Origin of the sequence: Arthrobacter phoenicis (genome assembly GCF_047238215.1) — a bacterium.
Taxonomy (GTDB): Bacteria; Actinomycetota; Actinomycetes; order Actinomycetales; family Micrococcaceae; genus Arthrobacter.
In genome coordinates this window covers 667,444-684,022 of sequence record NZ_JBDFMK010000001.1, presented here as the reverse complement: position 1 = coordinate 684,022, position 16,579 = coordinate 667,444, and the positions used below count along the sequence as shown (strand labels likewise).

Genomic DNA, 16,579 nt, shown 5'->3' with positions numbered 1-16,579 from the left:
GGTCCGCGCGGCGGGTAGCCTAGGAATGCACTCCCGTCAGACCCAAGGAAGCCAGGTGAATCCCCGGATGGAACTGCCCGGATTCCTCTATGGCTTCTACGAGCGCAGCCTGCAGCGCTCGCTGGACCCGGAACGGATCCCCCGGCACATCGGCGTGATGGTCGACGGAAACCGCCGCTGGGCCCGGCAGTTCAACGCCCCCACGAGCCAGGGCCACCAGGCCGGCGCGGACAAGATCCACGAATTTCTCGGCTGGTGCCAGGAGCTCGGGGTCAAGGTGGTCACGCTCTACATGCTCTCCACGGACAACATGAACCGCTCCGGCGAAGAGCTTGAGCTGCTGATGGGCATCATCGCGAACACCCTGGACCGGCTGGACGAGGACGAGGACGTCTCGGTCCACGCCATGGGCGCCCCCGAACTGCTCCCGGACTACCTGGCCGAGCGGCTGAACAAACTCACCGCCCGCACCCCGGCGCACGAGAAGATCCACGTCAACGTCGCCGTCGGCTATGGCGGCCGGCGCGAGATCGTCGACGCGGTCCGCGAACTGATGCACGACGCCGTCGCCCGCGGGGCCGACATCGGCACGCTTGCCGACGAGCTCACCGTCGATGACATCTCCCGCTTCCTCTACACCCGGGGCCAGCCCGACCCTGACCTGGTGATCCGCACCTCCGGTGAGCAGCGGCTCTCCGGATTCCTGATGTGGCAGAGCGCCTACAGCGAGTTCTACTTCTGCGAGGCCCTCTGGCCCGCCTTCCGCAAGGTCGACTTCCTCCGCGCCCTGCGCGACTACGCCGGCCGGCAGCGCCGCTTCGGGGCCTGATCACGGTTCAGCCAGGGTTCACCCGATGGCCATCGGGAATCGCCGAAAAATAGGCGGCGAAAGCCCCGGTCCCGGACGTAGGTTAATCCCATCAGCGGGCAAACCGCCGGCTGATCGGGGAGGCCAGTACATGGAGCGGACGTCCGCACCGGGTGTATGGGAGGCCGCGTCCGGCCTCAGGGCCGAACCGCCTCACCACTAACCTTTCCGGGCCTGGGGGCCCGGGGCTGGAGTCGATGTGGCTATTTCCGAAGCACTGCCCACCGTCAGTTCCACCGAGGGCACGCAAGCTACCTCTCGCACCACGCGAGCCAAATCCACCGCCGGCGCGGCCGCCCCGCAGGGCGCAACCACCCGAAGCTACGTCATCGACACCTCCGTCCTGCTCTCGGATCCGCGGGCGCTGCTGCGCTTCGCCGAACACGAGGTGATCGTGCCGATCGTGGTGATCACGGAACTGGAAAGCAAACGGCACGACCCGGAACTGGGCTACTTCGCCCGCAAAGCCCTCCGCCTGCTCGACGACCTGCGGGTGGAGCACGGCGGACTGGACCGCCCGATTCCGTTGGGGGCCGACGGTGGCACCCTGATGGTGGAAATGAACCACATCTCCGCCGAGGTGCTCCCCGCCGGCTTCCGCGGCGGCGACAACGACAGCCGGATCCTGGCCGTCGCCAAGAACCTCTCCAACGAGGGCCGGGACGTCACCGTTGTGTCCAAGGATCTGCCGATGCGCGTCAAGGCCTCCGCCATGGGACTCCTGGCCGACGAGTACCGCAACGAGCTCGTCAAGGACTCCGGCTGGACCGGCCTGGCCGAGATCGACGCGGCCGAGGAGGACGTCGCCACCCTTTACGGACACGAGCCGGTCTTCATCCCCGCCGCCGGCGAACTGCCCGTCAACACCGGTCTGGTGCTGCTGTCCAGCCGCGGCTCCGCGCTGGGCCGAGTGGGCTCCGACAAGCAGGTGCGCCTGGTCAAGGGCGACCGGGACGTCTTCGGCCTGCACGGCCGCTCCGCCGAGCAGCGCCTCGCGATCGACCTGCTTTTGGACCCCTCCGTCGGGATCGTTTCCCTCGGCGGCCGCGCCGGCACCGGCAAGTCGGCCCTCGCCCTCTGCGCCGGCCTTGAGGCCGTCCTGGAGCGGCGGGAACACCGCAAGGTGATCGTCTTCCGCCCGCTCTACGCCGTCGGCGGCCAGGAACTGGGCTACCTGCCCGGCTCCGAGGCGGAGAAGATGAACCCGTGGGCCCAGGCGGTCTTCGACACCCTCGGTGCCCTGGTCAGCCAGGAAGTGGTCGAAGAGGTGATGGACCGCGGCATGCTCGAGGTCATGCCGCTGACCCACATCCGCGGCCGCTCCCTGCACGACGCGTTCGTGATCGTCGACGAGGCACAATCCCTGGAGAAGAACGTCCTGCTCACGGTCATGAGCCGGATCGGCCAGAACTCCAAGATCGTCCTCACCCACGACGTCGCCCAGCGCGACAACCTCCGGGTCGGCCGGCACGACGGCGTCGCCGCCGTCGTCGAGACCCTCAAGGGCCACCCGCTCTTCGGCCACATCACCCTCACCCGCTCCGAGCGCTCGCCGATCGCAGCCCTCGTAACGGACCTGCTCGAGGGGGCTGAAATCTAGGCTCCGTCTGCTGGGGCCCGTGGTCCGGTTCGCCGGGCCACGGGCCCTTCGTTTGTGGCCGTGGCCGGTTCGCCGGGCCGCGGGCCCTTCGTTTGTGGCCATGGCCGGTTCGCCGGGCAACGGACCCTTCGTTTGTGGGCGTGGCTGGTTCGCCGGGCCACGGGCCCTTCGCCGTCGCTTAGACACAACGACGGCGACCCGCTGCGGTCGCTGGGCGACCTTCGGGGCCGCCGCCGTCGCGATGCGCGACTACGCGAAGAGCCCGCGGCGCGGCTCGTGGGTGAGTCGCCCAAGCGTCAGTGGGACGCCCGCATCTAATCGGTGACTGCGCCGTGTTTGTGTGCCACCCCCGCGGGGCTGCGGGGGTCCGCTAAGGAGCGCATCGCCGACCAGAGCGGAGCGAAGGTCGCCCAGCGACCTCAGCGCAGCGACGGGAGGTGTCTAAGCGACGGCGGGGCGCCGCCGCACCGCACTGGACGTACCTCCAAAAGCCAGCCGCGGTATCCGCCGGCGGTGCGCCGCCGTCAAGCACCTGGATGAACCTCCAAAAGCCCGAAAACACAGAGCCTACGAGATGCCGAGGAACCGGGCCGTGGGTTCGTGGCCGTGGACCGTGAGGGTCCAGTCGGGGCGCTTGAAGGTTGCGGGGATGAGGCGGACGCGCTGGGAGTCCTGGAAGTCTCCGCCCCAGTTGACCCGGACGGTGCCGTTGAGTTCGTAGCCGAGCGAGCGGGAGACGCCCAGGGACTGCTGGTTCCAGGCGGCGGCCTCGGACTCGGCCACCTCGGCGCCCAGCCAGTCGAAGGCGTAGAGGGCGACCGCGGCGCGCATCTCCTTGCCGAAGCCCTGGCCGTGGACGCTGCGCTTCAGCCAGGAGCCGGTGCCGACGGTCTTCAGCGTGGCGAAGTCCTTGGCCGCGACGTCCTGGCAACCGATGAATTCGCCGTCGTGCCAGATGCCCAGCAGCATCGTCCATTCCTCAGGGGTCATGCCGGCCCGGCAGCGCCAGTACCACTTCGCCATATTCGGGCCCAGTTCCTCGGCGGGCTTCTCGGCCCACGGCGAGCTGAACGGGTTCCGCCCCGGTTCGTGGACGCCGGAGAGGGCCGCGTCGACGGCTGCCGGGATGTCGGCGTCCTGAATGGGGCGCAGAGTCAGGCGAGGGGTGCGGAGACTCAGGGCGAAGGGCGGCCAGAAGGCGGCGGAATCGGTCATCGGGGAAGCCTACCCACGCCGGGGGAGTCACACCAGTCACACCAATGGACCGCGCCAGCAGCGTCCGCCGGGCAGCATCGAGTAGCATCCGAGGGTGATCCAACGACTGGGCGAGCTGGGAGCGGCGGCGCCGGCCTTCTGGCTGGCGGCCTTGGCATGCCTCTATTTCCTGGTCCTGGCGGTGCGGCTGACCGTGATCGACGTCCGCCACCACCTGCTGCCCAACCGCATCGTCTTCCCCGCCTACCCGGTGGCCGGGGTGCTGCTGCTGGGCGCGGCGCTGCTGGCGGCAATGACCGGGCACGACGGCGGAACCGCCGCCGCCCTGTTCGGCGTTCCGGGCCTGCGGGTCCTGGCCGGCGCGGCCGCGCTGTGGCTCTTCTACTTCCTGTTGCGCGCCGTATACCCGGCCGGGATGGGCTTCGGGGACGTGAAGCTGGCCGGGGTCCTCGGCCTGTATTTAGGCTTCCTCGGCTGGGGACACCTGTTCGCCGCCACCTTCGCGGCCTTCCTCTTCGGCGGGCTCTGGGGCGTGGCCCTGCTGGCCTCCCGGCGCGGGACCCTGAAGTCGGACATCCCCTTCGGACCCTTCATGCTGGCCGGCGCCGCGGCCGCCATGCTGCTCCTGCCCGCAGGATAGGCTGGCAGGCATGGCCACCCCCGACTTCATCCTGACCCTGCGCGAAAAAGTCGGCCACGACATGCTGTGGATTCCCGGCGCCCGCGCGGTGGTGTTCGACGACGCCGGCCGGGTGCTGCTGGGCCAGCGCGCGGACAACGGCCGCTGGGGCCTGATCACAGGCATCCTGGAACCCGGCGAGGAACCGGCGCCCGGGATGCTCCGCGAGGTGTTCGAGGAAACGGGCGTCGTGGCCGAGGCCGAGCGGCTGGTCTCGGTGGACACCGTGGGCCCCACGGTCTACCCGAACGGGGACAGCTGCCACTTCCTGACCCTGGTGTTCCGCTGCCGTTACGTCTCCGGGGAGGCCCGGGTCAACGACGACGAATCCCTCGCCGTGGGCTGGTTCCACGCGGAAGACTTCCCGGAGTTGCTGCCGGGCCACCTGGAGGACATCGAGCGGGCCCGCGAGGCCGACGGCCCCGCTCATTTCCGCCGCTAGCCCACTTCCGCCGCTAGAACCCGGCGCTGCAGACAACGCACAGACGACGGCGGCCGGCACCTTCGCGAAAAGGTGCCGGCCGCCGTCGTCGTTCTGCCCCTGCGGGGCCCTGTTGCTGGCCCTGGGCCCTAAGCCTTGTGCGGCGGACGGGTCATGGACATGACGTCCAGGGCGGTGTCCAGCTGCTCCTCGGTCAGTTCGCCGCGCTCCAGGAAGCCCATGGCCACGACGGTCTCGCGGATGGTCAGGCCCTCGGCGACGGCCTTCTTGGCGATCTTGGCGGCGTTCTCGTAGCCGATGAACTTGTTCAGCGGGGTCACGATCGAGGGGGAGGCCTCGGCCAGGAAGCGGGCGCGCTCGACGTTGGCGGTGATGCCGTCGATCATCTTGTCGGCCATGACGCGGCTGGTGTTGGCCAGCAGGCGGACGGACTCGAGCAGGTTGGCGGCCATGACGGGGATGCCGACGTTGAGTTCGAAGGCGCCGTTGGTGCCGGACCAGGCGATGGCGGTGTCGTTGCCGATGACCTGCGCTGCGACCATGATGGAGGCCTCGCAGATGACCGGGTTGACCTTGCCTGGCATGATCGAGGAGCCCGGCTGCAGGTCCGGGATGGCGATTTCGCCGAGGCCGGTGTTGGGGCCGGAACCCATCCAGCGCAGGTCGTTGTTGATCTTCATGAAGGAGATCGCGATGTTGCGCAGCTGGCTGGAGGCTTCGATCAGGCCGTCACGGTTGGCCTGGGCCTCGAAGTGGTCGCGGGCCTCGGTAAGCGGCAGGCCGGTGTCCGCGGCGAGCAGCTCGATCACGCGCTCCGGGAAGCCGGCCGGGGTGTTGATGCCGGTGCCGACGGCGGTGCCGCCCAGGGGGACCTCGGCGACGCGGGGGAGGGATGCGTTGATCCGCTCGATGCCGTAACGGACCTGTGCGGCGTAGCCGCCGAACTCCTGGCCCAGGGTGACGGGGGTGGCGTCCATCAGGTGGGTGCGGCCGGACTTCACGACGTCCTTGAACTCGACCGACTTCCGCTCCAGGGACTCGGCCAGGTAGCCCAGGGCCGGGATCAGGTCGTTGATCAGCGCGGAGGTTGCGGCGACGTGGACGGAGGTGGGGAACACGTCGTTGGAGGACTGCGAGGCGTTGACGTGGTCGTTCGGGTGGACCACCTTGTCGCTGCCGCCGGCCTTCAGCGCGCGGGAGGCGAGCTCGGCGATGACCTCGTTGGTGTTCATGTTCGAGGAGGTACCGGACCCGGTCTGGAACACGTCGATCGGGAAGTGGCCGTCGTACTTGCCCGCGGCGACCTCGTCGGCGGCGTCGGCGATCGCCTGGGCCAGCTCGCCGTCGAGCACCCCCAGCTCCGCGTTGGCCTGCGCCGCTGCCTTCTTGACCCGGGCGAGGGCCTCGATGTGGGCGCGCTCCAGGGTCTTGCCGGAGATCGGGAAGTTTTCGACTGCACGCTGCGTCTGCGCACGGTACAGGGCGTTGGCCGGGACGCGGACCTCGCCCATCGTGTCGTGCTCGATGCGGAATTCTTCGTTGGTCAAATCTGCTGTGGAAGTCATGGGGCTAGCTTATTGGGCCGGGGCGCCGCTTCGAAAACCGTGAACCGGCGCCACCGGACCCCACAACGTGCAGGGGGAGACCCTAGAGCTCACCGATTCCGGAGACCCGGTCGGCCCGGCCCTCGGCGAGGCGGTAGGTCACGCCCAGCACCGCGGTGCTGCCGTTGGCGACGGCGTCGGAAATGGTGCGCGAGCTGTCCACCAGCCGCTGGGCGATCTGCTTGACGTTTTCCTCGACCATGTCGTTGACCTCGGTGCGGTCGTTGCGCAGCGAGGTCAGGACGGCCGGGGTGATGCGCTCGACCAGGCTGCGGACGAAGCCGCCGGGCATCTCGCCCGATTCGACGGCGTCCTTGGTGGCGATGACGGCGCCGCAGCTGTCGTGGCCCAGCACCACGATCAGCGGCACGCCGAGCACGCCGATGCTGTACTCGAGCGAACCGAGGACGGCGTCGTCGATCACCTGGCCGGCGGTGCGGACGACGAACGCGTCCCCCAGGCCAAGGTCGAAGATGATCTCGGCGGCGAGCCGGGAGTCGGCGCAGCCGAAAATGACGGCGAACGGGTTCTGGTTCTCCACCAGGGAGGACCGGCGCGAGGCGTCCTGGTTCGGGTGCGAGGATTCACCGGCAACGAAGCGCTGGTTGCCTTCCTGCAGGCGGCGCCAGGCGAGGGCGGGAGTCAGTTGAGTAGTCACCCTGCTTACTTTACGTCGAGGGTGCCGCCGTCGCAGAAACTGTTGCGGCGGGGTTGCTGTCCAGCGCCGCGACCACGGCCGCGCCCAGGGTGGAGAACTCGGCCAGGGAGGCCGGGCCGCTGAGCACCACGGTGGTGCCGCGGTAGTTCAGGACCATGCTCTTCTCGCCCTTGCCGGTGTCACGCAGTTCCCAGTCCTTGCCGCCGGCGTTCCGGGTGCCGGTCACCGGGGCGCTCTTCGTCTGGTCCCGCAGCCAGGTGGGATTGGACTGCTTGGTCTGGACCAGGCCGATGAAGGAGTCCTTGGGCGTCAGGTAGCCGACCTCCCAGGTGGCGACGCCGGTGGCGATGCCGGACTCCCAGCGGGCGTAATTGGCCCGGTACCCGTCGCCGGCCTGCGGGGCGACCGGTGTGAATCCTGCCACTCCCGCGGCGTTGGCGGCGATGCCGGCAACGTCGATGCTGGGACGGTAGCCGTCGCTCTTGGGCGCCGGGTTCATCAGCACCACCGGAAGGAACGCCGCGATGCTCAGCACCAGGGCGATGATCATGCCGATCACCGACGCGTTGGCCCGTTTCGCCGCGGCGGCGCGGATGACGGGTTTGACGGGCTGGTCCGCCGGGGCCGGCGTTCGGGGCGCCTCGGACGGCGTTTCCTGCAATTCGTTCACCCTTCTATAGTCGCCCATGGCGCACCGATCTCCCATTCCGCGGCGGCCCTCCGGCGGCCCCGGGGCGGGACCCTGCCGGGACCGTCCCGGGCCGCGGGTTCAGGTAAGGGTCCGTCATCCACTGACCGATGGACGCGCCGGTGACTATGATCGGTAAGAGACGAACGACCGTTGCGGCCGCCACCCGGCCGGGCGGGTTCGATGATTGCCACTCGAAGAAGAGGTTCACGTGTCACCTGCGTCCATCACCCAGCAGTACTCCACGCTTTCCCCGTCGCTTGCCGTCGGCATCGACGAGCCTGACCGCAACCTTGCCCTGGAACTGGTCCGCGTCACCGAAGCCGCGGCCATCGCCGGCGGCCACTGGGTGGGCTTCGGCGACAAGAACAAGGCCGACGGCGCCGCCGTCGACGCCATGCGCTCCTTCCTCCAGACCGTCCACTTCAACGGCGTCGTGGTCATCGGTGAGGGCGAAAAGGACGAGGCCCCGATGCTGTTCAACGGCGAACGCGTCGGCGACGGCACCGGCCCCGAGGTCGACGTCGCCGTCGACCCGATCGACGGCACCCGGTTGACCGCCCTCGGCATCAACAACGCCCTGGCCGTCCTGGCCGTCGCCGAGCGCGGCTCCATGTTCGACCCGTCCGCCGTCTTCTACATGGAGAAGCTCGTGACCGGCCCCGAGGCCGCCGACATGGTGGACCTGCGCCTGCCGGTCAAGCAGAACCTGCACCTGATCGCCAAGGCCAAGGGCGTCAAGGTCAACCAGCTCAACGTCATGATCCTGGACCGCGACCGGCACCGCCCGCTGGTGGACGAGATCCGCGAGGCCGGCGCGCGTACGAAGTTCATCATGGACGGCGACGTCGCCGGCGCCATCGCCGCGGCCCGCTCCGGCACCGGCGTCGACGCCCTGATGGGCATCGGCGGCACCCCCGAAGGCATCGTCGCGGCCTGCGCGATCAAGTCCCTTGGCGGCGTCATTCAGGGCCGCCTCTGGCCCACCAGCGACGAGGAAAAGCAGAAAGCGATCGACGCCGGCCACGACCTGGACCGGGTGCTCTCCACCAACGACCTCGTCTCCAGCGACAACTGCTACTTCGCCGCCACCGGCATCACCGACGGCGACCTGCTCAAGGGCGTGCGCTACTCCAAGGACAAGGTCCTCACCCAGTCCATCGTGATGCGCTCCAAGTCCGGCACCATCCGCTTCGTCGACGGCGAGCACCAGGCCAGCAAGTGGGAGGGCTACGCCCGCAAGCACTAGCGGCCACCCGCCCCGTCATTTCCTGATCCCGGTACGCGCCCGCGTGCCGGGATCAGCTTTACCCCGATAGGGTGGTGCCATGACTTGGCTTGTAACCGGCGGTGCAGGATATATCGGCTCCCACGTGGTCGCGGCGTTGCGCGCGGCCTCGATCCCTTCCCTGGTGGTGGACTCGCTCTCCAGCGGCCACCGGGAATTCGTCCCGGAGGACGTGCCGTTCGTGCACGCCAGCATTCTGGACACCGAGGTGGTGGCCCGCAGCATGGTGGACCACGGCGTCATCGGCGTCATCCACCTTGCCGGCTTCAAGTACGCCGGCGTCTCGGTGCAGGAACCCCTGCTCACCTACGAACAGAACGTCACCGGTACCGCCAACCTGCTCAAGGCGATGGAACTGGCCGACGTCGACAAGCTGGTGTTCTCCTCCTCGGCCGCCACCTACGGCACGCCGCGGGTGGACATCGTCACGGAGGACACGGCCACCTCACCCGAGTCCCCGTACGGCGAGAGCAAGCTGATCGGCGAGTGGCTGATCCGGGACCAGGGCGTAGCCCGCGGCCTGAAGCACACCTCGCTGCGCTACTTCAACGTGGTGGGCTCCGGCTCGCCGGAGCTCTACGACACGAGCCCCCACAACCTGTTCCCGATCGTGCTCCGTGCGCTGACCTCAGGTAAGACGCCGAAGATCAACGGCACCGACTACAACACCGAGGACGGCACCTGCGTCCGCGACTACGTCCACGTCGCCGACCTCGCCGCCTCCCATGTCGCCGCCGCCCAGGCCCTGGCCGCCGGCAAGCCCTTGGAGCGGGTCTACAACCTGGGCTCCGGCGACGGCCTGTCCGTCAAGCAGATCATGACCGCCATGGCCACCGTGACCGGCATCGACTTCGACCCGGAGATCGGCCCGCGCCGCCCCGGCGACCCGGACCGGATCGTGGCGGACGGCACCCGCGCCGCCCGGGACCTGGACTGGAAGATGCGGCACACCGTGGAGGACATGGTGGCCAGCGCCTACGAGGCGCAGAAGCGCGCCGGGGCTAAGTAACGGCGCCCTGCAGCCTGACGACACGCAAAAACGCCCGCGCCCCGGACATTCCGGGGGCGCGGGCGTTTTTGCGTGTCGGAGGGCTAAACCCGCCGCGGGGGCTACTGCCGCAGCCGGCGGAGCAGTCCCTTCAGGACCTGGGCGCCCTTGCGGGCCAGCTGGTAGCCGCCGTAGCGCAACTTGTTCACCGGCAGGTCCCAGGTGCCCGGGTAGGCGACCTCCCGGCCGCCGAAGGACTTCTTGAAGGCCGTGAACCCGGCCCATTTGTGCCCGGGCTGGTCCGCCGGCGCGACGCCCCAGAGGTCGACGTGCTGCAGGCCCTTGTCCTTGGCGTCCGCCATCAGCGTCACCACCAGCGGGATGCCGGCGCTGAGCTTGCGGTGGGTGTCATCCAGTGCCGCATGGGCGTAGGTGCGGGTGTCCGCCGAGTCATACGTCAGGGCCGCAGCGATCGGTGATCCCTCCAGTTCGGCGATAAACAGGGTCGCGGCGCCCGCGGGCATCAGCGTCCGCGCCACCTGGGTCAGATACTCATCGCTCTGCGGCTTGAAGCCGTTGCGGGCGGCCGTCTGGTGCAGGAATCCCAGCAGGACCGAGATCTCGGCCGGGTCCTGGCTGGTCCGGAAGGTCACGCCCTTCTTGTGGATGTTGCGGTAGAGGTTCCGGTTGACGGGCTTCATCCCGGCCAGGACCTCCTTGAAGTCCGGCTCAAGATCCACGATCCAGCTCAGCTCCGGCTGCAGGTTCGCCGGTGCCGGGCGCAGACCGCGGCTGCGCAGGACCGCGTCGGCCTCGGCGGCGGAGAACCCGGCGCTGACCGGCTCGACGCGGAGGAAGACCGCACCTGAGGCCTTGGCGCGGGCCGTCAGCGAGGCCAGGGCGGCGTCGAAGGCGGGCACCGACACGGCCACGGGGCCGTAGGGGACGTACAGGAGCTTGCCGGCCGGGTTGCTTTCCTCGATGGCGAGGTAGTTCCAGCCGTCGCCCGATTCCTCGTGGACGGTGCGGCCCAGGTCGCGCTGGACGCGGGCCCAGTCCGGGCCCTGCAGGAAGTGGTCCATGATCAGGCCTTCATTCCGGTGGTCACGGCAAAGACGACGGCCGGTTCGGCGGTGTCCCCGGCCGGGTGGACGTTGACCGGCGCCTCGGCGGCGGGCACGAAGGCGCTGCCGCCGCGGTCCAGCCGGAGGTCGCCCTTCGGCGAGTCGAGCGTCACGGACCCGGCCACCACGATCAGCACTGCCGCGCCCGACTGGGCCAGCGGAACGGCCTCGCCGCCAGGTGCCAGTTCGATGCGCTGCAGCGCAAATTCCTCGAACGGCGGCCGGTACAGTTCCTGGCCCAGCATGGTCTGCTCGGCGCGCAGCTCCGGCACGCCCACGGCTTCGAAGGCGATGGTCTGCAGCAGCTCGGGCACGTCGACGAACTTGGGGGTCAGGCCGCCGCGCAGCACGTTGTCCGAGGAGGCCATCACCTCGATCCCGAGGCCGTGCAGGTAGGCGTGCACGTTGCCGGCAGGCAGGTAGACGGCCTCGCCGGGGGCCAGGGAGATCCGGTTCAGCAGCAGCGAGATCAGCACGCCGGGGTCGCCGGGGTATTCGGCATTGAGCGTGCCGACGGTCTCGAGGGCGGTGGCGTCGGGCCCCTCCGGGGTGCCGGCGTCCAGCAGCTCGACGACGGCGGCCGTCGCGGCGGCGACATCGTCGCCCCCGCCGATCAGCCTCTCGAATGCGGCGCGCAGTGCCTGGTCCTCCTCCGGCCGGCCGAGGTCCTTGACCAGCTGGGGGAGCAGGGCCGGGACCTCGCGGCCGGCCTGCTCGAAGGCCCGTGCCAAGTCCTCGAACACGGCGCGGGACGCGGCCGCCGGCCGGAAGCCGCAGAGCGCCTCGAACGGGGTGAGCGCGAAGATCATCTCCGGCTTGTGGTTGTCGTCCTTGTAGTTGCGGGTCGCCGCGGACCGGTCGACGCCGGCGGCTTCCTCGCGCGCGAAGCCTGCCCGGGCCTGCTCCAGGGTGGGGTGCACCTGCAGGGAGAGCGGGTGGTCGGCGGCGAGGACCTTCAGCAGGAAGGGCAGCCGCGGGCCGAACGCGGCGACGCTCTCACTGCCCAGGAAGTGGTCCGGGTCGCCGGCGATCAGCGCGTCCAGTGCCAGCGGTCCGCCGTCGTCCGCTCCCACCGCGGTGGAGGGGGAGTCAGGGTGCGCCCCGATCCACAGCTCGGCTTCCGGGCCGCCGGAGGCCGGGCGGCCCAGCAGGCCGGCGATCGCGCTGGGGGACCCCCAGGCGTAGGGGCGGAGAACGTTCTCGAGTGCGTACATGGATCCTTATCCTAAAGCGGGGCGCACTGGCCGTTGGTGGCGACCAGGTTGCGGATCGACTGCTCGTCGCCCTGGCGCTTGAAGTCGTTGAGCATCTCCTCGGTGATGGGTTCACCGTCCGGTGTCGTGGTTACCGGGGTGAAGTCCGAAGACGACGCCGACGGCGCCGGCGACGTTCCGGGTACCGTGCGGGGTGCGGTCTGAGCCGGCAGCCCGGCCACGGCGCCGGCGGCGGAGAGCGGTCCGGGGACCGCGGCCGGGCGGAGCAGCTCATCGGTGCCGGCGGCCGCCTGCGGGGCCGGGCCGAGGAGCTTGTCCACGGCCCGGTGGATCCGGTCGAAGTCGGGGACGGTGGAGAAGTAGGCCTCGAAGTCCGGCGGCCCGATGGTCAGGCGGCGGACGGGCTGGCCCTTGGACTTCATGGCGAGGTCCACGAAGCTGCCCAGCTGCCCGGCGGAGACGTTGGAGTCCACCACCTTGGTGCCGGCCTTGACGATGTCCTCGAACTTTGTCAGCAGGGTGCCCGGGTCGAGCTGCTTGAGCATGGCCTGCTGGACGCACTGCTGCCGTGCGATGCGGGCGTAGTCGTCGACGAATTCGCGGGAACGGCCGTACCAGAGGGCGTGGTAGCCGTCCAGGGTGTTGTCCCCGGCGGGGATCCAGCCCAGCGGCATGCCGTGGATGCCGTTGGCCTCGTCTATGGTCTCGCCGCTGATCGGCACCCATCCGCTGGCCTTGATCCGGATCCCGCCCATCGCGTCGATGAGCTTGGCGAAGCCGTCCATGTCCACCAGGACGTAGGCCTGGACCTTGATGCCCAGCGTGCCGGAGACGGCCTCGAGCGTGGCCTGCGCGCCGGGATCCTCGACGCCGGGGTAGAGGTCCTGGTGCTCGTTGGTGACCTCGGTGTTGATCGCGTTGATCAGGCATTCGTCGCCGCAGTTGTAGCCGTCCGGGTAGATCTTCCGCATCGGCGAATCGTCGCTGAACCTGGCGTTTTGCAGGTTGCGGGGGATCGAGATGATCGCGGAGGCGCCGGTCTTGGCGTCCACGCTGATCACCGAGAGGCTGTCCGGGCGGCGGCCGGTCCGGTCCGCGCCGGCGTCGCCGCCCATCATGAGGAAGTTGTAGCGGCCCTCGGAGGGTTCCATCGCGGGGCCGTCGGCGAAGATGGTGCCGATCGCCTCGCGGCCAACATTCAGCAGGTAGGCGGTGTAGCCGAGCCCGCCGGCGCTGAGCACCATCGCGACGACCAGGCCGAGGACGACGGCGGCGCGGGTGCGGGCCGCGGGCAGCAGCACGGGCCGGATCAGCCGGAGCGTGTTCAGGAACAGGGCCGCCCAGCCGACGGCGAGGGCCGCGAGCACGATCACGAGGATCAGCGAGGTGACCGGGTTGGCGACGAGGTTGATTAGCGTGGGCCGTGCGACGGCCAGCAGGATCAGCCCCAGCAGCACCAGGGCCCAGACGGCGAGGGTGACGCGCAGGGCGGCGCGTCCCAGCCGTCGGTCGCCGGCGACCAGCTGCGCGCTGCCGGGAACCAGAAGGGTCAGCAGGATCAGCAGGATCCCGCGGCGGGTCAGGGTGGCGGGCGCGGCTCCCCGCGGATATCGGACCGGGTCCGTCAGCCGGGTCCGCCCGGGCCGGTCAGTGTCCGGCGCGCCGGCGGATCCTTCGCTCATGGTGGGAATCCTTACCGGCCGCCCCGCGGTTCGGTGTTCTCGGCGGAGAACACCTCGGCCACCTTGGCGCGCAGGCTGGCGCCCTTGGCGGTGGCGGCGTCGTTGAGGTCCTGGGCGAAGCGCAGCAGCTCGGCGCGCAGCTCAGCGGCGAACGCGTCGGTCCCGGCGGCCAGCATGCGCACGGCCAGCAGGCCGGCGTTGCGGGCGCCGCCGATGGAGACGGAGGCCACCGGCACGCCGGCGGGCATCTGCACGATCGAGAGAAGCGAGTCCATGCCGTCAAGGGTCTTCAGCGGCACAGGCACCCCGATCACCGGGAGCGGGGTCACCGAGGCGAGCATCCCGGGCAGGTGGGCCGCGCCGCCGGCGCCGGCGATGATGACCCGGATGCCGCGCTCGTGGGCGGTCTGCCCGTAGCGGATCATTTCGGTGGGCATCCGGTGGGCGGAGACGACGTCGGCCTCGAAGGGGATGCCGAACTCGGCCAGCGCCTCCGCGGCGGCCTCCATGACCGGCCAGTCCGAGTCGGAGCCCATGACGAGCCCGACGAGCGGGGCGGCGGTGGTGTCAGCGGTGGTCATTCGGTCTCCCCGGTGGTCTCGGGCGCGGCGGCCTGGGGCCGGCCGTCCCGGATGATGGCGGCGACGGCGCCGGCGCGCTGCCGGACGGAGTCGACGTCGGCGGTGGAGCCGCCGACAAGGTTGACGTGGCCGATCTTCCGGCCCGGCCGCACGGCCTTGCCGTAGCTGTGGACCTTGGCGGCCGGCTCGGTGGCCAGCGCCGCGGGGTAGGCCGAGTAAAGGTTCTGGTTGGCCCCGCCGAGGAAGTTCTTCATGACCACCACCGGGCCCAGCAGGTCGGTGGCGCCCAGCGGCAGGTTCAGGATGGCGCGCAGGTGCTGTTCGAACTGGCTGGTGACGGAGCCGTCCTGGGTCCAGTGGCCGGTGTTGTGCGGGCGCATGGCCAGTTCGTTGATCAGGAAGCCGGAGCCGACGCCGGGGGTTTCGAACATCTCCACGGCCATGACGCCGGTGACGCCGAGTTCGTTGGCGATCCGCACGGCGGCGTCTTCCGCCGCGGCGGCGACCTCCAGCGGGATCTCCAGGGCGGGGGCGATCACCTCGTCGCAGACGCCGTCGACCTGGATGGTGTGCACGACGGGCCAGGCGCGGCATTCGCCGTCCGGGGTGCGGGCCACCATGGCGGAGAGTTCGCGGCTGAACTCAACCTTGGCCTCGGCCAGCAGCGGGGACATCGACTCGAACCAGTCGGCCGATGCGGCGGCATCCCCGGCCGAGGCGATGACGCGCACGCCCTTGCCGTCGTAGCCGCCACGCGGGGTCTTCAGCACCACGGGCCAGCCGGCGTCGTCACCGAACGCGACGAGGGCGTCGACGTCGTCCACCGCGGTCCAGCGTGGGTTCGGCAGTTCCAACCGGTCGATCGCGGCGCGCATCACGAGCTTGTCCTGGGCGTTGACCAGGGCGTCGGGGCCCGGGTGGACGTTGACGCCGGCATCGATCAGGGCGCGCAGGTGCTCGGTGGGCACGTGCTCGTGGTCGAAGGTAAGGACGTCCAACCCGCGGGAGAACTCCAGCAGGTGGTCCAGATCCTTGTAGTCACCGACCGGGGCTTTCGCCACCGCGGCCACCGCGGAGACGTCCTCAGCCTCGGCGAGGACACGGAGTTCGAAGCCGAGAGCGGTCGCGGCTGGGGCCATCATGCGGGCTAGTTGGCCGCCGCCAACCACGCCGATTACTGGAAAAGTCACATCGACCAGCCTACCGAACACCGCGCCGGACGAGGCCCCGGACCCGTGATTTGGGCCGGTGAGTCCCCGCGGCGGGGCAATCTCCGGGGAAACGGCGCTAAAATAGGCCGTCGGCCACCCGGCCCCACAGACAGCAACGCCCTCGGAGGGTCATGATCACCACACTTGCAGACCGGATCCGCGGGCTCGCCTCGCTCTTTTGGCGCGAAGTAGCGAAGTTCGGAGCCGTCGGCGGTGTCGCCTTTGTCATCGACAACGGTCTGACCTACTACCTGATGCACGGCCCCATGTCCGACAGCGAGGCCAAGGCGCGCTTCGTCGGGGCCACCGTGGCCACCATCTTCTCCTGGATCGCCAACCGCTTCTGGACCTTCCGGCACCGCCGCCAGGCCAACGTGCTGCGCGAGTTCCTGATGTTCGTGCTGATCAATGGCATCGGCATCGGCATCTCCACCGGCATGACCGCCCTCGCCAAGTACGGCATGGGCATCACCGACAAGAACATGCTGTTCCTGGCCGGCGTCGTCGGCATCCTGGTCGCAACCGTGGTGCGCTTCTTCGCCTACCGCTTCCTGGTCTTCAACAAGGAACTCGACGACGAGCCGGAGTTCTCCGGCGACCACGAGATCATCGAACGCCACGCGCACCCGCACGCCGCCGGCACACTGCCGGCCGGCCGCGAAACCGGAACCCCGGGCGCGACGACGGACAACCGCTAAGCCCCGCAGGCCTGCTTCGCAGACGCGGCCGGGCGGGTC

Annotated in this window: 16 protein-coding genes; 7 read left to right on the top strand and 9 right to left on the bottom strand. The window is 69.7% G+C overall.

All coding sequences use genetic code 11. The annotated features are described in order from the left end of the window. The first annotated feature begins 67 nt into the window (after positions 1 to 67). Positions 68 to 829: an isoprenyl transferase gene (locus tag ABC337_RS03035; protein WP_412882424.1), complete on the top strand. Its 762-nt coding sequence runs from the start codon at positions 68 to 70 to the stop codon at positions 827 to 829. Positions 830 to 1,067: 238 nt separating this feature from the next. Further along, entirely contained in the window at positions 1,068 to 2,468 is a 1,401-nt protein-coding gene (gene phoH2 / locus ABC337_RS03030; RefSeq protein ID WP_290258550.1) for an RNA 5'-3' helicase PhoH2, read from the top strand. Between the two features lie 567 nt (positions 2,469 to 3,035). Here phoH2 and ABC337_RS03025 read toward each other — a convergent pair. After that, on the bottom strand, positions 3,036 to 3,683 hold the full coding sequence (locus ABC337_RS03025) for a GNAT family N-acetyltransferase (RefSeq protein ID WP_412882425.1): 648 nt from the start codon (positions 3,681 to 3,683) through the stop codon (positions 3,036 to 3,038). A 94-nt stretch (positions 3,684 to 3,777) separates the two neighbouring features. Between ABC337_RS03025 and ABC337_RS03020 the strand changes: the two genes are divergently transcribed. Together ABC337_RS03020 and ABC337_RS03015 are read left to right on the top strand one after the other, a co-directional pair. Further along, positions 3,778 to 4,323 (top strand): prepilin peptidase, encoded by a 546-nt coding sequence (locus tag ABC337_RS03020; RefSeq protein WP_412882426.1) that lies wholly within the window; start codon positions 3,778 to 3,780, stop codon positions 4,321 to 4,323. A 10-nt stretch (positions 4,324 to 4,333) separates the two neighbouring features. Further along, positions 4,334 to 4,804, top strand: coding sequence for an NUDIX hydrolase (locus ABC337_RS03015; protein ID WP_412882427.1), 471 nt, complete (start codon positions 4,334 to 4,336; stop codon positions 4,802 to 4,804). A gap of 128 nt (positions 4,805 to 4,932) precedes the next feature. On the opposite strand, the gene ABC337_RS03010 is transcribed toward ABC337_RS03015, so the two are convergent. From ABC337_RS03010 to ABC337_RS03000, 3 genes are all read right to left on the bottom strand, one after another. Next, entirely contained in the window at positions 4,933 to 6,369 is a 1,437-nt protein-coding gene (locus ABC337_RS03010) for a class II fumarate hydratase (protein ID WP_290258546.1), read from the bottom strand. 82 nt (positions 6,370 to 6,451) lie between these two features. Next, positions 6,452 to 7,066 carry a carbonic anhydrase gene (locus tag ABC337_RS03005; protein ID WP_412882428.1) on the bottom strand — a complete coding sequence of 205 codons (615 nt, stop codon included), beginning with the start codon at positions 7,064 to 7,066 and terminating at the stop codon, positions 6,452 to 6,454. Positions 7,067 to 7,076: 10 nt separating this feature from the next. Continuing rightward, positions 7,077 to 7,736 carry a DUF4245 domain-containing protein gene (locus ABC337_RS03000; RefSeq protein WP_412882429.1) on the bottom strand — a complete coding sequence of 220 codons (660 nt, stop codon included), beginning with the start codon at positions 7,734 to 7,736 and terminating at the stop codon, positions 7,077 to 7,079. 229 nt (positions 7,737 to 7,965) lie between these two features. Between ABC337_RS03000 and glpX the strand changes: the two genes are divergently transcribed. Together glpX and galE are read left to right on the top strand one after the other, a co-directional pair. Next, positions 7,966 to 9,003 (top strand): class II fructose-bisphosphatase, encoded by a 1,038-nt coding sequence (gene glpX, locus ABC337_RS02995; protein WP_290258543.1) that lies wholly within the window; start codon positions 7,966 to 7,968, stop codon positions 9,001 to 9,003. Between the two features lie 79 nt (positions 9,004 to 9,082). Next, complete coding sequence (galE, locus tag ABC337_RS02990; protein ID WP_412882430.1) at positions 9,083 to 10,051, top strand: UDP-glucose 4-epimerase GalE; 969 nt, start codon at positions 9,083 to 9,085, stop codon at positions 10,049 to 10,051. A 101-nt stretch (positions 10,052 to 10,152) separates the two neighbouring features. Here galE and ABC337_RS02985 read toward each other — a convergent pair whose 3' ends face one another. Genes ABC337_RS02985 through ABC337_RS02965 form a run of 5 tightly spaced genes read right to left on the bottom strand, consistent with a single transcriptional unit; the run spans position 10,153 to position 15,773 of the window. Beyond that, positions 10,153 to 11,112: a lipid II:glycine glycyltransferase FemX gene (locus ABC337_RS02985; RefSeq protein WP_412882431.1), complete on the bottom strand. Its 960-nt coding sequence runs from the start codon at positions 11,110 to 11,112 to the stop codon at positions 10,153 to 10,155. Between the two features lie 2 nt (positions 11,113 to 11,114). Next, a complete protein-coding gene (manA, locus tag ABC337_RS02980) occupies positions 11,115 to 12,368 on the bottom strand; it encodes a mannose-6-phosphate isomerase, class I (RefSeq protein ID WP_412882432.1) in 1,254 nt (417 codons plus the stop codon). 11 nt (positions 12,369 to 12,379) lie between these two features. Further along, positions 12,380 to 14,050 (bottom strand): LCP family protein, encoded by a 1,671-nt coding sequence (locus ABC337_RS02975; RefSeq protein ID WP_412882433.1) that lies wholly within the window; start codon positions 14,048 to 14,050, stop codon positions 12,380 to 12,382. 11 nt (positions 14,051 to 14,061) lie between these two features. Further along, the gene (gene purE, locus ABC337_RS02970; protein ID WP_412882434.1) at positions 14,062 to 14,631 is read right to left on the bottom strand and encodes a 5-(carboxyamino)imidazole ribonucleotide mutase; all 570 of its coding nucleotides are present in this window, start codon (positions 14,629 to 14,631) and stop codon (positions 14,062 to 14,064) included. Beyond that, positions 14,628 to 15,773 (bottom strand): 5-(carboxyamino)imidazole ribonucleotide synthase, encoded by a 1,146-nt coding sequence (locus ABC337_RS02965; protein ID WP_412883230.1) that lies wholly within the window; start codon positions 15,771 to 15,773, stop codon positions 14,628 to 14,630. The genes purE and ABC337_RS02965 overlap by 4 nt, the downstream gene beginning before the upstream one ends. A gap of 200 nt (positions 15,774 to 15,973) precedes the next feature. On the opposite strand from ABC337_RS02965, the gene ABC337_RS02960 reads away from it, so the two are divergent. Continuing rightward, positions 15,974 to 16,540, top strand: a complete 567-nt coding sequence (locus ABC337_RS02960; protein WP_412882435.1) for a GtrA family protein — start codon at positions 15,974 to 15,976, stop codon at positions 16,538 to 16,540. The last annotated feature ends 39 nt before the right edge of the window (positions 16,541 to 16,579 follow it).

Excerpts from the sequence above, each read along its gene's own strand:
- ABC337_RS03035 (WP_412882424.1), top strand. The coding sequence starts at position 68 with ATGGAACTGCCCGGATTCCTCTATGGCTTCTACGAGCGCAGCCTGCAG.
- ABC337_RS03025 (WP_412882425.1), bottom strand. The coding sequence starts at position 3,683 with ATGACCGATTCCGCCGCCTTCTGGCCGCCCTTCGCCCTGAGTCTCCGC.
- ABC337_RS03015 (WP_412882427.1), top strand. The coding sequence starts at position 4,334 with ATGGCCACCCCCGACTTCATCCTGACCCTGCGCGAAAAAGTCGGCCAC.
- ABC337_RS03010 (WP_290258546.1), bottom strand. The coding sequence starts at position 6,369 with ATGACTTCCACAGCAGATTTGACCAACGAAGAATTCCGCATCGAGCAC.
- galE (WP_412882430.1), top strand. The coding sequence starts at position 9,083 with ATGACTTGGCTTGTAACCGGCGGTGCAGGATATATCGGCTCCCACGTG.
- ABC337_RS02985 (WP_412882431.1), bottom strand. The coding sequence starts at position 11,112 with ATGGACCACTTCCTGCAGGGCCCGGACTGGGCCCGCGTCCAGCGCGAC.
- manA (WP_412882432.1), bottom strand. The coding sequence starts at position 12,368 with ATGTACGCACTCGAGAACGTTCTCCGCCCCTACGCCTGGGGGTCCCCC.
- ABC337_RS02975 (WP_412882433.1), bottom strand. The coding sequence starts at position 14,050 with ATGAGCGAAGGATCCGCCGGCGCGCCGGACACTGACCGGCCCGGGCGG.
- purE (WP_412882434.1), bottom strand. The coding sequence starts at position 14,631 with ATGACCACCGCTGACACCACCGCCGCCCCGCTCGTCGGGCTCGTCATG.
- ABC337_RS02965 (WP_412883230.1), bottom strand. The coding sequence starts at position 15,773 with ATGATGGCCCCAGCCGCGACCGCTCTCGGCTTCGAACTCCGTGTCCTC.
- ABC337_RS02960 (WP_412882435.1), top strand. The coding sequence starts at position 15,974 with ATGATCACCACACTTGCAGACCGGATCCGCGGGCTCGCCTCGCTCTTT.